10 protein-coding genes are annotated in these 14,544 nt (G+C 56.0%); 2 read left to right on the forward strand and 8 right to left on the reverse strand.

Annotation, left to right across the window (positions count from 1 at the left end; genetic code table 11):
* Nucleotides 1-278: 278 nt before the first annotated feature.
* The 3 genes from SH573x_RS30775 to SH573x_RS30785 are packed head-to-tail and all read right to left on the reverse strand — an operon-like array spanning nt 279 to nt 2,248.
* Nucleotides 279-698, reverse strand: a complete 420-nt coding sequence (locus tag SH573x_RS30775) for a TadE/TadG family type IV pilus assembly protein (RefSeq protein ID WP_479352071.1) — start codon at nt 696-698, stop codon at nt 279-281.
* Nucleotides 699-729: 31 nt separating this feature from the next.
* A complete protein-coding gene (locus SH573x_RS30780) occupies nt 730-1,845 on the reverse strand; it encodes a VWA domain-containing protein (RefSeq protein WP_479352072.1) in 1,116 nt (371 codons plus the stop codon).
* Nucleotides 1,846-1,861: 16 nt separating this feature from the next.
* Nucleotides 1,862-2,248, reverse strand: coding sequence for a TadE family protein (locus SH573x_RS30785; protein WP_479352073.1), 387 nt, complete (start codon nt 2,246-2,248; stop codon nt 1,862-1,864).
* A gap of 250 nt (nt 2,249-2,498) precedes the next feature.
* Between SH573x_RS30785 and SH573x_RS30790 the strand changes: the two genes are divergently transcribed.
* Nucleotides 2,499-4,298, forward strand: a complete 1,800-nt coding sequence (locus SH573x_RS30790; RefSeq protein ID WP_479352074.1) for a hypothetical protein — start codon at nt 2,499-2,501, stop codon at nt 4,296-4,298.
* Between the two features lie 149 nt (nt 4,299-4,447).
* On the opposite strand, the gene SH573x_RS30795 is transcribed toward SH573x_RS30790, so the two are convergent.
* The 3 genes from SH573x_RS30795 to lepB all read right to left on the reverse strand — a co-directional run bounded on the left by SH573x_RS30795 (nt 4,448) and on the right by lepB (nt 8,561).
* Complete coding sequence (locus tag SH573x_RS30795) at nt 4,448-5,350, reverse strand: lysophospholipid acyltransferase family protein (RefSeq protein ID WP_479352075.1); 903 nt, start codon at nt 5,348-5,350, stop codon at nt 4,448-4,450.
* A 160-nt stretch (nt 5,351-5,510) separates the two neighbouring features.
* Nucleotides 5,511-6,503, reverse strand: a complete 993-nt coding sequence (lptB, locus tag SH573x_RS30800) for an LPS export ABC transporter ATP-binding protein (RefSeq protein ID WP_479352076.1) — start codon at nt 6,501-6,503, stop codon at nt 5,511-5,513.
* 21 nt (nt 6,504-6,524) lie between these two features.
* On the reverse strand, nt 6,525-8,561 hold the full coding sequence (gene lepB, locus SH573x_RS30805; protein ID WP_479352077.1) for a signal peptidase I: 2,037 nt from the start codon (nt 8,559-8,561) through the stop codon (nt 6,525-6,527).
* Between the two features lie 170 nt (nt 8,562-8,731).
* Here lepB and SH573x_RS30810 point away from each other — a divergent pair, with 170 nt between their 5' ends.
* Entirely contained in the window at nt 8,732-9,553 is an 822-nt protein-coding gene (locus SH573x_RS30810) for a sugar phosphate isomerase/epimerase family protein (RefSeq protein WP_479352078.1), read from the forward strand.
* Nucleotides 9,554-10,390: 837 nt separating this feature from the next.
* On the opposite strand, the gene SH573x_RS30815 is transcribed toward SH573x_RS30810, so the two are convergent.
* Nucleotides 10,391-11,767 carry a DUF1501 domain-containing protein gene (locus SH573x_RS30815; RefSeq protein ID WP_479352079.1) on the reverse strand — a complete coding sequence of 459 codons (1,377 nt, stop codon included), beginning with the start codon at nt 11,765-11,767 and terminating at the stop codon, nt 10,391-10,393.
* Nucleotides 11,768-11,804: 37 nt separating this feature from the next.
* A complete protein-coding gene (locus SH573x_RS30820; RefSeq protein WP_479352080.1) occupies nt 11,805-14,540 on the reverse strand; it encodes a serine/threonine protein kinase in 2,736 nt (911 codons plus the stop codon).
* Nucleotides 14,541-14,544 lie beyond the last annotated feature (4 nt).

Here is a 14,544-nt window from a genome sequence, read left to right on the forward strand (position 1 = left end):
CCCGACCACCATTGCCTGACAATAGTATAACTGACGTCTCACAAGGGCAACAGCGAAACTATCTGCCATGAGACGGTTGGCTGACGGTCAACAGCTTGATTTAACCCTACAGGCGTGGCTTTGTTTTGCGGAACTAATCCCACAGAAAGCAATTTCGCCTGCTCTTCGCTGCAAGCGAGTGGTGATTAGTTTTCCCTAAAGAAGCTCGGGCGCCAAGCGGCAATTATCAACAAAAATAGCGTGAAAGAAACAGCCAAAAAGTTGGAAAAAAGTTGGCTTTATGGGACACTGGTCGGCACAAGCGAGCCCACAAACTCGCGACTTTTGGTTGAAACAGCCCGCAGCGTTGCGCCGGAAAGAAAGCGGGCTGGCCCCCAACTGTTGCTCGAAACTGGTACGCTGACCGTCACGCTTACTTGAGGTGTAAAATCGTTGATGACTGTTGGCGATACGCTAACTGTCGCGTTCTGCGCGCCGACGGCGGTGAGCACGCTTTGGGTAACAGTCAAGCAATCGCTGGCCGTTGCCCCGGGCACGATGCCCCGCCGAGCACCTTCGTAGGCTGCGTTGTCGATCGAGTTGCGCAGCATGTTCATGCGCGAAAACTCTAGCGTGCCCAACAGGATCAGGAACACTATCGGTACGCAGATGGCCATCTCAATGGTCAAGGCCCCATCACGCTCAATTGCTCGTTTCATAAACAATTCTCGCTTTAACAGCGCATTACCATCACTGGGTCAACAGTACGGGTAGATCCTGGCCAATCTTTTGAAAGGCTTGAACCAATTCCCAAGAGGTAGGCGCGTGATAGTAATCGCCGCCGGTTTCGTCAGCAATCGCTTGCATCAACGCTGTGTTCGCAAAATTGCTATAGGAGATCGTATGGATGGTGATCTTGGCTGCCTTGCAAGCCTGTGCTTCTGCGAAAGGATCGGGACCGAGATTGGGTTGACCATCAGTCAACAGTATCATGGTGCGTGCCGCGTGCGAACTGGCTTCCGGCGAATTGATCAGCTGGTTGCGACCAATCTGCATGCCTTCGCCCAAGTTTGTCCAGCCCACCAATGGCGCGCCGCCAAGCGAATTGACACTGTTGTAAATGCTGGTGTAGCTGGTGCTCAGTGGCTGACGATACACGCCGACAGAATCAAAGGTCACCAGCCCAACTTTTTCAATCGGCGAAGTGCCATTGAGGGTCGTCATAAACGTGTCCAGCGATTGGACGAGAACCCCCCAACGACTGAACCATGGGTCAGGCGGCGTCGTGCCACTGCGCAGAAATGGATACGTCATATCGATGTCCAAACGGTACATCATGGAGCCAGAGGTATCAAGCACCAGCATGACATCGCGGTCGCCACGAACGACGGTGGCGCTTTGCTGAGAGTTATAACGTGAAACACCTAGCAGACCACCAAATATCGAATTGATCTGACCACCCAGTGATCCGCTGGTGCGTTTGCCCACGATCCGAAACGCATTGCTGGGCCAACCGCCGGCATTGAAGTTATAGACGCCACTGGCTTGGCGCTGCGCATTGCCTTGGACAATGTCTAAATCCGAAAGCTGTAAAGGTCGGCCGGCCACGCGATTGAGCAGCGCCACCTGTTTGGCAGCCTGGCGTGCCGACCAATCGGAACCACCATTGGCCAACACTTGTCCAGCACCACGAGCCGCCGCATCGACCGCGCTACGCATTTCGGTGCGAGTTAACTGAATGAAGGCCGTATCCACCGAGAAGGCGGCGGCAATGATCAGAATGACAATGCCAACCGCCATGATAGGTATCATCGAACCTTGCCGCGCATGTTGGACGGTTCGATATCTCGCAGAAAGTGATCGCATAACTCAAGGCCTCCAATTACTCTTTGCGCATCGAGCAATCCGCCGTTAAGCGGTTAGAACCAAAAAAGCCAAATCGCAACAGCGAGTTAGACGCCGCTGGCGCCGACACGCTGACGCGAATGATGTCGCCTTTGGGCAAGCCTTCGATCGCAGTAGGATTCAGCACGATTTGCCCACCGTTGATCCGTCGCTCGGTCAAGATCCGCTCGGCTGCGCTGACCACGTCGAAAGTACCGCCTTGCGGATGACAGGCGACGCGGGCGCCTTCATAGGCGGCGATCGTCAAACCTTGACGCAGGTAGATGGCCGAACATATTTCGATCGACGCAAAGGTGAAGAGCACCATTAGCGGCAAACAAATTGCCAGCTCGACGGCTGCAACGGCTGCCCGTTGACTCCGCACGGATGTATTACCTTGATGACAGGTGGCCCCAACCATAATCAACCAAAAAGTAGTATTCCAAAAGACTATTCCCCGAGGGTACCTTAGGTCAAATCTCAATTCACACTTGCTTGGAGAGAGCATTTTCCGAGAATTGTCTCTCAGCCCGAGGCCACAGGCTTGGTACAATCGGAGTGGGCGCCCTAGGTGCGAATGCTTGACGCACTGGGCAACCAGTTTTTTATCCGCCAAGTGGGCGAGAGCAGCAGCCATGAGTAAAGCCCCCGCGAGAATTCCGAACCTCTACCAGTTGTTGGGGTTGGCACCGCTTGAATCGGACCGTCAGCAGATTGTGGCTGCCCTCAAGAAAGTGCAAAGCCGGCTGAAAAGTTTGCGCGAAAATACTGCCGAACCCAAACTCGACGAGCAAGCGCGTGTGCAAAAGTTGTTGGCGCTCGGTCAACAACTGCTGCTGGACCCAAATCGCAAACTGCAATACGACCAGGACTGGCAAGTTGCATATGGTTCTCAGGTCGCGAAAGAAGGAATAGCGTCCGTGCGGCCCGCAGCGGCCACCAACGCAGCCGCACCCCAAGCGATCGCGCAGGTCGAAACCGTGGCCAGCGCGACCCATGGCTCTAGCTCGGTCCACTGGAGCATGGATAGCCTTGATTCTCTGCTGCCCTCAGGTGATCCACAGGCTCCGTTCAACTTGGCTGAGTATCTCAGCACCAGTCAGGTGCGCGATCCGGCGGCAGCCGAAGCGGATCTGAATAAGCTCATTGCACTCTTGGGCGGGGAACCAATTCCATCCCAGTCCGCCACATCCACTTCCAATTCGCCGGCCATCATAAACGACCAGTTCGTAGCCCATGATTTGAATGCCCATGCGTCGCCTTCATCGATGGACTCGCCGGCGATTGTCGACGTAGTGCCCGGACCAGATAGTTCTCGGGCGGTCAGCGTGCTTGCCCAGCGCATCCGCAAGCGGCAACAACGTTCGTTGATCTTTGGTGGCTTGGGACTGGTCGTAGGTGTCTTCGTTTTGGCTGGGCTGTTCGTGTATTTGAACCAGGGCAAACCGCGCGATTCACTGCTTACTCAAGCGCCGGTTAAGCTCACGCCTAATCCCACGCAGCTCACTCCGCCCGTCGATGGCCCTGACCAGGCTCCATCACCGCTGTCGCCGGCCAGCCTGCCTGAGTCCCCCGCGGGAACTCCGCCAAGAGCTACAGGCAGCGGCTTGATCCAACCAGGTCAGTTGGCCAGACCACTCGAGATACAAGCTTCCAACTCGCCTGCCAACGCAGAGCCAGCGATGAACTCCGAGTCGAACATGACACCCGCTCCGGCTGTATCGGCTCCTACTATGCCTGAGCCAGCTATGCCCACTCCAGCTGTTCCCACTCCAGCAATGCCCGAGAAACCGGGCGATGCTCCGACAACTCCAGGTGATGCGACTCCAGGTGATACACCGGCGGGCGAGGCAACAGATGCGACCACAGCGGAACCGGACGCGATGACCGATCAGCCGCTCAGCGAAAGCGACAAACGCAATTGGCTCAAGGGCATGAAGGCGGTCACCGTTTCACTCGGCAAGCTGGATACGACCAGCGCTGAGAAGCAACTCGAAGAATTGAAGCCCGCGATCAAAACCACTTTGCAGCGCGATCAACATGCGCGCCTGATCGCTGTTACCGCGCTAGTCCTCGAGGCTCGGCGGAGTATTGGCGAGGCGATCAGAAATCTAGAACCGGGCCAAGAACTGACCATCAAGAACGCCAAGGTGGCCTTCATTGAAGGCGATGAAAATCACATCGTTCTGTTTCAGAATCGCAATCGAAAACCATACAAACTAGATGAGTTACCCGCAGGTCTGGCCGAAGTGTTGATCGATCAGAATTCGCTCGACTCGAAAATGCTGGCAGCCAAAGGAGCATACCTGATGCTGCACCCGAAGAATTCACTGGTTGTAGCCCGAGCCAAACAGAACTTGGAGGATGCCGCCCAGGCCGGCGCGATCACACCTGAACTGGCCAGGTTTTATGAAGACAACTACGCGTTGCCCTAACCTATCGTCTCCTTTCGCTCCGCGAAAGGCATTTGCCTCTTCATCGCAAAGGGCTATCCAAAAATCGACCGCGTTCACAACCTTAGTTGATTTCTTAGACAAGCCGTAACGCAACCGAGGCTAACGTAACCGAGGCTAACGCCTACGGTTTAGGCGGCTTTGGCACTGCGTTTTGGAGGTGGCTCGCGCCAGCGGCGATGGACCCACCAGTATTGTTCGGGTGCCAAGCGGATGGCTTCTTCTAAGCGTTGGTTGTACCAGGTTGTCAGCGACTTGACCGATGCTAGATGTTCGCCCACTTGGTCGGGTGACGCCAAACCGGTACAGCCCAACTCGAAACGCAGAGGTCGATCAAGCCGACGATTGTAGGCTACCGCCATCTCAGCGCCGCTGGTCAAAACAAACAGGGCGAGTGCTTTGTGGCATGACGCTGGCTGACCGAGAAACTCAGCCCAACAACCTTTCGGGCCAGCATGCTGATCGGCCAGCAGAGCCAGCGCACCGCCGGCCTGCAGAATGTTTTGAACTGGGACGGCACTGCCTTCTTTGTCGAGCATGTGCTGGCCGCCCAGCGAGCGAAAGTGGGTGATGAAATTGTGGATGTATCGGTTATCAAGCGCCCGCGCAATGGTGGTCGAGGGCACACCGAACACACCGGTGGCAAAGCCGGCCAGTTCAAAGTTTCCAAAATGACCGGTCACCAAAATTGTCGGCCGCTCACCCATCAACGATTGAAACATCAACTGCTTATTGGGCAAGTAGAAGTGTTCGCGCCAATTGGTGCGATGCACTTTGCGTGGAGCGTGCGCGATCTCGCACACCATCAGCAGCAGATGCTCCCACATCGACTCGCGCATCACCGACAGTTGTTCATCAGTGATGCTGGGAATAATCATGCGCAGGTTTTCATCGATCGTCGAACGCCGGATGCGGACTCGATGAGCCAGAATGCGTGCCAGAATGCGGACTCCGCGCTGGCAATTCTCGAGCGATGTCGATTGCACGAGCGCGATGACGACCCGCAGCACAACATAAACTAACCAGTCCTTCATGATCGTCTCCTTTCGCTCCGCGAAAGGCCTACTAAGCACGCGGCCACGTCCCATTCGGGATTAGGGCATCTAAAACAAAAACTTCGATTATGCGATTTGTGGTCAGTTGCGTACAGGACGCCTGGGGCGTTTGTCGGGTTGTATCGTAAACCAACAAGCGTTAGACATCCGTTCTTCTTCGGGTCGGGCGCACGGGTTTGGAATCAGACTTGGCTGCGTCAACCTCACGGGCCGAAGCGTCACGCTTTAATGTCTCTACCGCGTTGGCTTCAGGCGATGCGACTTCAGCGTCGCTGTGCACGCGTAGTTTGGGTTTGAACCAGCCAGCCGGCGAGCCGGCTTTGGTCGGATTGGCATTGGCTGGTGAAACAGGCTCTACTGGAGGACGGGCAACGCTGAATGAAATCTTGGTCGAGCTGGAACTGGACACTTCAGAGCCGATATCGCCCAGGTACTCTTTGCGAACTTCAGGATGTTGCTTGACGGTATCCGGAGGTCCTTCGCACAGCACGGTACCTTTGCTGATGACATAGCAACGATCAACCGTATCGAGAATTTCGCGAGCCGCGTGATCGGTGATCAAGATCGAAATGCCCTGATCGCGCAGACGATGAATGACTTGTTGAATACTTTGAACGGTCACCGGATCGATCCCGGCAAAGGGTTCGTCGAGCATGATAATTTGTGGATCGGAAACCAGGCAGCGGGCGATCTCCAAGCGACGACGTTCACCGCCAGACAAACGCGAGGCGCGGCTCTTGCGGATCCGCGTGATGTCAAATTCCTCTAGCAACTGCTCGGTGCGCGTTTTGCGCTGGCGATAGGGCATGCCCAGCAATTCCAAAACCGCCAAGATGTTTTGTTCCACTGTTAGCTTGCGAAAGACGCTGGACTCTTGAGCCAGGTAACCCATACGACCTTCGCGAGCGCGGCGATACATGGGCCAGTCGGTCACGTCGACTCCACCCAACAGCACCTGGCCACGGTCCGGTTTGATGATACCGCAGGTCATTCGAAAGCTGGTCGACTTGCCAGCTCCGTTGGGACCAAGCAAACCGACGATCTCGGCCTGGCCAACCCGCAGGCTGACACCACCGACAACTTTTCTGCGACCATAGACTTTTTCTAGCCCGCGAACTTCGAGCACGTCCATGTGCTGCCTTTCGTTAACCGATCAACGGATGCGTCCCATGCGTGGGAAGTTGGGATGAGGCACCGGCGCCTTCCATAGGTGTGGCCAGAAGACTAGCAAAGCTTTGCCAATAAGGAAACGCCGTTCTACAAAAGGATGACCATGCCAGACGCGCGCATCGGAACTGGCGGCACTGTTGTCACCCATGGGAAAGAACTGCCCTTCCTCTAATTGAAAATCCATCGAACCCCGTTGGCTGAATAGCTCGACCTTGTCCCATAGTTCTGGATGAGCATGTATCCACGGAATCACAGCTTGGGGCGATTCGGCAGTTTGGGTTAACTGCATGCGGATCGACGGATCGGGAACGCGAGCGATAACTTCTTTCAGTCGACCTTCGTTGTACTCGCAAAAGGCATCGGATGTGACCGCGATATAGTAGATATCGCGCCAAACCTGTGCTCGGGTAACGTTCAGCCCCACGCCTTGGCCACCGATAGCCAGGGGCGCCGCATCCAGCGGATCGTTGGCTTGCCAGTAAGGTCGTCGTGCCGCGCCGGACCGAAAGCGACGGGAATCGAACACCGGTGGGTGATCAAAATTGACCAGGCTACCGTTGATCCAGAGCATCAATTGATCATCGATGTTGGCGATGCGCAGGCGATATTGCCCCGCTCCCCGCACCGATGTTTGCGCTTTGGGAGTGATCTGTTCGTTCTGGTTTTCTGACGCGAAGATGTTTAGCGGCTGACCATTGTCGGTGGCTTGCCAGGTGGCTGAGCCTGTAGCGGTATCGATTTGGCAAGTGTAATGAATACCGAACTCGACTACGTCCAGGCTGATGGTCCCTTGGTCGCCGGTAACATCTACGTCGAACTCGGCCGACAGATCGCCGACCCAGTGCATGCCGTCTTGAGAAAGGAATCCAACTGGCCGAGAGAAACCGGGCAGCGAGCCGGCTAAGCCCAAATATCGAATGGAATAGGAGGGGACAACTTCTAGCGCTCGATTCTCGGAGGTAATGCGCTCTTTGAGTGGTCCTTGATTGGTACTGAAGGTTTGACGTAGGCGGCGAAGGTTCCAACCTTGTTGAACCTTGGGTGGTCTTTGATAGACGTCCTCGCGCTGTCCAAAGCCGGTGGTGTTATAGGCTAGAAAGTCAGTGATCAAACTGCTGGAATAGGGATCGATATCCAGCGTGCCTTGAGTGGCATCCAGCTCGGCCCAAAGTTCCTTCGGAAAATACTTGTGGTAGTAGCGCAGGAACTGAGTGCTCGGAGAGCCGGCTGCCAGCTTGGCTGACCACTTGTCGATTTCTTGGCTGACTTGCCAGGAGCCGCTGGCATCGCGATCGGGTTGCCAGAGGCTGGGCCAACCGCGAGCCACGAGGTCATCGGCTTGGTACTTGGTATCGCTGACCACTTGCATCATGGCCAGGGCTTTATCGGGTGGCTTGCGCGCTAGTTCGGTAGCGGAATCTTGTTGGCTAACATACACATCACCGCCTTCGATATGCAGTCGCTCGCCGGGCAAGCCGACCAAGCGCTTAATGTAGTTCATCCGCGCATCGGTGGGATACTTGAAGACCAGAACATCCCAACGATCGGGGTCGCGGAACAGGTAATCAAACTTACTGACCAGAATACGATCGCCGGAGAAGGTGGCGTGGTTGGAGTCGCCGGCTAAGTCAAATGCGTTGATGGCGCGGCAGGTCGCACACGTGCTACCCAGGGCGACGAAGTTGGTCAGACTGGCGCGGCTGTCGTTATCAAATTCGCTGCTGGCGGTACTTTGATACAGGTGACCACAATGTTCGCACACGGTGTCTTTATGGGCGCCCATCAGGGTAGGTGCCATCGAACCGGTGGGAATCACAAAGGCTTCGGCCACAAAGGCGCGAAACAAGAAAGCCAGGATGAAGGCCACGATCACCGACTCGATCGTCTCTCGCGTCACATGCGGATTGGCAGGCTTCTTGGCCTTGATGATTTTCTTGTCCTTGGTCGCCGCGGCGCTGGCAGCGGTGCCGGCGGGATTGTTGGCCGCAGTTGTGGTGGGCGGATTGGCAGCATCTGCCATAGAGTTGTCCTGGGAACAAAATGTTGTGAGCGGAGGTGGTCGCGTTCAAAACTATCTATTTTGAAGTGGCACGTGGGCATCCTGAGTATACAGGATAGGCCCAATTACGTGATAATGGCCTCTATCACCCTTCATACATTCTCTTCGCCCCCCGCAGCAAGTGAATCACGATGCGATTTGCCATTTGCAATGAAACGTTTCAGAACTGGCCCTGGGATCGAGCCCTCGAACTGACGCTGGAATGTGGTTATACCGGCTGGGAGATTGCCCCCTTTACCATGGGTGGACGAGCCGATCAATTGCCGCCCGCTCGGCGCCAGCAATTGGCTCAGCAAATCAGCCGTGCGGGCGTCGAAGTAGTTGGCTTGCATTGGCTTTTGGCTCAGACCGAAGGATTTCACCTGACGACCACCGATGAGACTATTCGTCAGCGGACGGCCGACTATTTGAGCCACTTGGCCGAATTGTGCCGCGATCTGGGTGGGTCGATCATGGTCCTGGGTTCACCTCAACAGCGAAATTTTACTGCCAGTGAAATGACGCACGAGCAAGCCGCCCAGCATGCAGTTTGGGTGTTAGAGCGCGTCCTTCCGGCACTGGAAGCCAACCAGGTCACCATCGCGATCGAACCACTCGGACCAGGCGAAGGCAACTTTCTCAATCACGCGGCTGATGCCGTGAAGATCATCGATCAGCTCAATTCGCCGTGGATTCAGTTGCATCTGGATGTCAAAGCCATGAGTACCGAAGGCATACCGATCGACCAGATCATTCTCGACAATGCCAAGCACATGGTTCATTTCCACGCTAACGACCCGAACCGCCGAGGTCCCGGCATGGGCGAGGTTGACTTCGTTCCGATCTTTGCCGCTCTGCGCAAGATCAACTACGAAGGCTGGGTGAGTGTCGAGGTTTTCGACTACACGCCTGGCATCGAAACCCTGGCGCGCGAAAGCATGCAAAACATGCGCTCGGCACTAATGAAGCTCTAAACCTCATGTCCCGTAGCCGAAGTCGCCAGACTTTGGATGCGTTCACGTGGCTGGGGACAGACACCTTGGAGTGCGGTGCCTCGGCACCGCTTTGATGTCCTAACCAAACTCCAGCCGCAGCCTGATGCTATCAATAGCCTGCGGTCGTAGAGCGCCTGCCCCCAGCCGCTCAGCACCCTCCGAGCAGGCGTCTTCAAACCACAGGTCTGTCCCCAGCAATGAAGTGGTGATCCAAAGTCTGGCGACTTCGGCTACGGGGACAGACTCCTTGGAGTGCGGTGCCTCGGCACCGCTTTGATGTCATAACCAAACTCCAACCGCAGCCTGATGCTATCAATAGCCTGCGGCCGTAGAGCGGCTGTCCCCAGCCGCTCAGAACCCTCCGAGCAAGCATCTTCAAACCACAGGTCTGTCCGGTCTGTCCCCGCACGGAAGATCGGGGACAGACCCCGAGTCGATATGCTGGCAATACATGCGGACTACCTGTGCGCGTGCTCTGTCCCCCACCCGCGATCGGGGACAGACGTCGGGCTCGCGATCCAAAGTCTGGCTACCCTTCGGCTATGGTGGAAAGGAATCAGCGGCCCTGGAGAGCCGCTCTACGAGGGGAGCGGCCCGGGAGACTGGGGACAGACCCCGAGTCGATATGCTGGCATTACATGCGGACTACCTGTGCGCGTGCTCTGTCCCCCACCCGCGATCGGGGACAGACGTTGGGCTCGCGATCCAAAGTCTGGCTACCCTTCGGCTATGGTGGAAAGGAATGAGCGGCCCTGGAGAGCCGCTCTACGGGGGGAGCCAAAGTCTGGCGACTTCGGCTACGGCGAGCGTCGAGCGTTATTCGCGGCCGGTGTAGAGCGGGCCGATGACGCTACCGTTTAGAAGATAATGCGGACGCGATAGCGGGTCGTGCAGCGTAACGTCCGACGAGACACCCAGCGAATTGAAGATCGTCGTGCAGATATCCGCTGGCGACCATGGGTTGGTTTTGGGATAAGCCGCACTGGCATCCGTCTGACCAACTACCTGACCGCCACGCACACCCGCGCCTGCAAAGAGCGCCGAATAAGCGTGCGCCCAGTGATCTCGACCGGGAATCGATTCACCGGGCAACGTGGATACCTTGGGCGTGCGGCCAAATTCGCCCATGACAATCACCAGCGTTTGTTCCAATAAACCACCGGCGGACAGATCATCCATCAAGGCCGCCAGGCCTTGATCCAGCTGCGGCAACAAGCGATTCTTCAAACGTCCCCAATTGTCGACGTGCGTATCCCAAGTTTGCACGATGCCCATGGCTGCTTGGACAATCGGTACACCAGCTTCGACCAATCTGCGGGCCAACAACAGCGACTGGCCAAACGAATTGCGACCGTATCGCTCACGCACAGCATCGCTTTCCCGCTGGATTTCGAAGGCGGTGGACACGCGGCCACTGGTGAGCAAATTGAAGGCTTTGGCCTGCTGCTGCCTAAAATCTTCAGCCGTGGAACTGCCGGGTAAAGCGGACACACCTTGATTGAAGCGCTCCAATAACTCACGACGCGACTGCACCCGCGCCAGCGGCATCTCGGCCGACATGCTCAGTGCATCTAGTTTGAAGTTGGGATCGTTGGGATCGCTCTTGATCTGCCATGGATCATGCTTGGCACCCAAAAACCCCGCGTGCTGACCCGGCCAGGTCAGCGGCCCTTCGATGTAGTAATTGGGCAGCGTAACACCGGTTGGAATGCCATTGTTGAGCGGGCGAACATAGTCCAAGGCTGCTGCATAATTGGGAAAGTCATTGCGAGTTTCCACGCGATCCAAATCACTTCCACCGCGCGGCAAGGGCGTCGGACGTCCGGTTAACGCCACGTGGGTGGCCAGTAAATGGTTGTGCTCTTGATGAGCCAGCGAACGAATGATCGACCAACGTTCGGTTTGCTGAGCCAGCTTCGGCAAGTGCTCGCAGACTTGAACGCCTGGGATTGTTGTAGCGATCGGCGAGAACTCACCACGAACTTCAGCCGGTGCGTCCGGTTTGGGATCGAGCATATCCAGTTGGCTTGGCCCGCCACTGAGCAAGACCATCAACACCGATTTGGCTCGCCCAAAACCAGGCAAGTCGCTATTGGCTGCCCGAGCGCCGAGCGCTGGCAAACCCATCGCAGTTACGCCAGCAGCCCCCGCCATCAAGAAACAACGACGATCAACTTTGTAGCTTGGTGTCACGGCTCTTTTCTCCTGTACCGCAATTCTACCACAGATTCTACTTGCGAAGCGGTTGGATGAGCTCTTCAAATCCCTGGATGGCCCGCAGCGGGGCGACGTCAAAATCGGTAAGCAAATAATCCAAATTGACATAACCCGCATCGATGGCGAGTTTCAACGTCGCCAGCGCTTCAGCTTGAGCGGCGGCCTGGTTGTCCTGGTCAACCGATTGGGCAGCAATGGCCAAGGCAAAGGCGGCGTTCCCTAGAAGAGCCAATGCTTCATCCGACTTTTCTTCGCGAAAACGTTCGACTATGCGTCGAGCCTGCATGGCTGCGGGCTCGACCTGGCCTGCCCAGGCTTGCGCGAGCATTAAAAAGGATCGAGCGGGCCACAATCCATCGGGATTCACCTTGCCTTCGATTTCCTCCCGCTGTGTTAGTGGCACTTGCACAATGTCGACCACGCGGCTGAAGTACTTTTTTCGGCGAGCTTCATTGTTTTCGGCAACCGCTGCCAGACCCAATCTGTAGTACGCCATGGCCCACTTGTCTGACAGTTCTCGCATGGCTGCATCGGATTGCAGAGCATGCATAACCAGCAATAGATTGACATACTCGGCTCGAGCTTCATTGGGTCTTTCGATCTTTAGCAAGTAGTCACCGAGGTTCTCGTAAATCGTCGTTAGCGTTTTTTGGTACCGAATGGCGTTTGGACTCTCTTTCAGCAATTTCTGCAGGAGCGTGATAGCCGAGCGGTAGTGCTGGATTGCTGCCTCTTGGTTGCCCAAGATGGATGCAAAATCAGCGGCGTGCTTGTGGGCTAGATGACAGTCGTCGATCGCTTTGGCCCGATACAACTCCTCAATATTGGTTTGGGCCAATTCGTAGATCCCCACAGCTTTCTCAGCTTTTTCGAAGTTTTTCCGGGCGAGCTCGATATTGGCCGTCGCAGTATTCCAACTCGCGTGGGTGGAATCGACTAGCGCTTTGGCCAGGCGAATCTGGCGGAGCGTAAGTGACTCTTCTGACTGTTCATACTCCAATGCCTTTTGTCTCAACTCGATCACTCGCTCGAAGTTTGAATTGCTTTCCGGAAGAGCCAAATCGGCTTGGACCAGAGCCAGGCCTTGAATCGCCGTGGCCAGGTTTCCCAATGCTTTGCCGTGATCCCCTTGCTGACCATCCACGACTCGTTGGGCTATGTCCCGGGCCGTTTGATATTCAACTAATGCCTGTTGCAATAGTTTTGTCTTCTCCGGCGCAAACACCAACTGAGATTCATCTTTGAATTGTTCCCCGCGCCGCATGTGAACGGCCATCAATCCCCATTGCCGCGATGGACCAATTTCTTTGTCGGTCCGCTCATCATCAGCTTCGGCAGTCAGTAGTTCCTCGCTCAACTTAGAAATCTCATGCAGGGGAGCTTGGTTGAACGGAACGCTAGCGAGCGATTGCGGTAGCCGGTTGACCACTTGAAAAATAGTCTCACGCCGCGACGAGAGGCGCTGATCAGCGATTTGTTGTTTATGCTCCAGATCTTTCAACTGCTTTTCAATTTGATCGCGCTGCCCAGAAATACGACCACGATCGGCGTTAATTCGCGCAGCCGTCCAGATGGCTCCGACGGTTAAGGTAAACAGTAGCGCGGCCACCAAACCAACCAGGCGTGCTTCGGCGGGATGTCGACGACAGAGTCGTACCAGGCGTTCGACGCGGCCGATCGGGCGAGCCATGATCGGTTCATTGTTCAAGTACCTACGGACGTCGGCGGCTAAATCATCTGCGCTGCTGTAGCGGCGGGACGGGTCCTTTTGCAGACACTTCAGACAAATCGTTTCCAAATCCTTGGGCACTTGCCGTTCAATCTCCGCCGGTCGAACCGGCTCGGCTGAGCGCACTTGCTCGATCACCTCCCAGGCCGTCGCGCCTTTGAACGGAGGACGCCCGACCAGGAACTCATACAGTATCGCTCCTAACGTATAGACATCGGACAACGGTCCGATCTCGTGTGAACTGCCGTAAGCTTGTTCCGGTGCCATGTAGCTGGGCGTACCCAGGATGGTACCGTCTTTGGTTAGATGACTTTGGTCTTCCATGCGCCGGGCCAAACCGAAGTCGGCAATCTTGAGTGTCTGGTTCGACGTTACCAACACATTGGCTGGCTTTAGGTCGCGATGGATCACACCGCGCGAATGAGCAAAGGCGACGGCTTCGACTAACTGCAACAACATTTGCGCGGCCGCTGCAGGTTGCAAGGTTTCTTTGGCTAGTCGCTGGGCTAGTGTTCCGCCTTCGACGAATTCTTGAGTGAAGTACGGCAGATCGCCCACAGAGCCCACATCGTAAACTTGCACGATGCCGGGATGCTGCAACCGCGCTGCCGATTGGGCTTCGACTTCGAAACGCTGCAACTCTTGCGGCCGTGCATGATCAATATTGAGCATCACCTTTAAGGCGACCATGCGATCAGCACGAATTTGTCGAGCCTTGTAAACAACGCCCATCGCCCCACGACCAAGCTCGTACAGGATCTCATAACCTGGAATTCGAGTCGTGCGTTCGGTTGTGACTGCAGCAGCGTTACCTGCAAAGGACTGCGTTTGATCGGCTTGGTCGATCGGTGGCAGGGGAATGGTCCCGTGCGAAGCAGCCCCGAGGCTCAACTCGAAATCAGCCGTCTCATCGGCTTGTGGCGACAGATTAGTCGTTTCCAGCGCACCTTCTACTTGCGACTCGTTCGCCTCGTCCCCAGGCTCGGGAGGCACGTCAATTGTTGGATTGTTGTCGCCCATCTAT

Source organism: Rania fehmarnensis (assembly GCF_056494185.1).

Excerpts from the sequence above, each read along its gene's own strand:
- SH573x_RS30780 (WP_479352072.1), bottom strand. The coding sequence starts at position 1,845 with ATGCGATCACTTTCTGCGAGATATCGAACCGTCCAACATGCGCGGCAA.
- SH573x_RS30820 (WP_479352080.1), bottom strand. The coding sequence starts at position 14,540 with ATGGGCGACAACAATCCAACAATTGACGTGCCTCCCGAGCCTGGGGAC.
- SH573x_RS30795 (WP_479352075.1), bottom strand. The coding sequence starts at position 5,350 with ATGAAGGACTGGTTAGTTTATGTTGTGCTGCGGGTCGTCATCGCGCTC.
- SH573x_RS30790 (WP_479352074.1), top strand. The coding sequence starts at position 2,499 with ATGAGTAAAGCCCCCGCGAGAATTCCGAACCTCTACCAGTTGTTGGGG.
- lptB (WP_479352076.1), bottom strand. The coding sequence starts at position 6,503 with ATGGACGTGCTCGAAGTTCGCGGGCTAGAAAAAGTCTATGGTCGCAGA.
- SH573x_RS30775 (WP_479352071.1), bottom strand. The coding sequence starts at position 698 with ATGAAACGAGCAATTGAGCGTGATGGGGCCTTGACCATTGAGATGGCC.
- SH573x_RS30810 (WP_479352078.1), top strand. The coding sequence starts at position 8,732 with ATGCGATTTGCCATTTGCAATGAAACGTTTCAGAACTGGCCCTGGGAT.
- lepB (WP_479352077.1), bottom strand. The coding sequence starts at position 8,561 with ATGGCAGATGCTGCCAATCCGCCCACCACAACTGCGGCCAACAATCCC.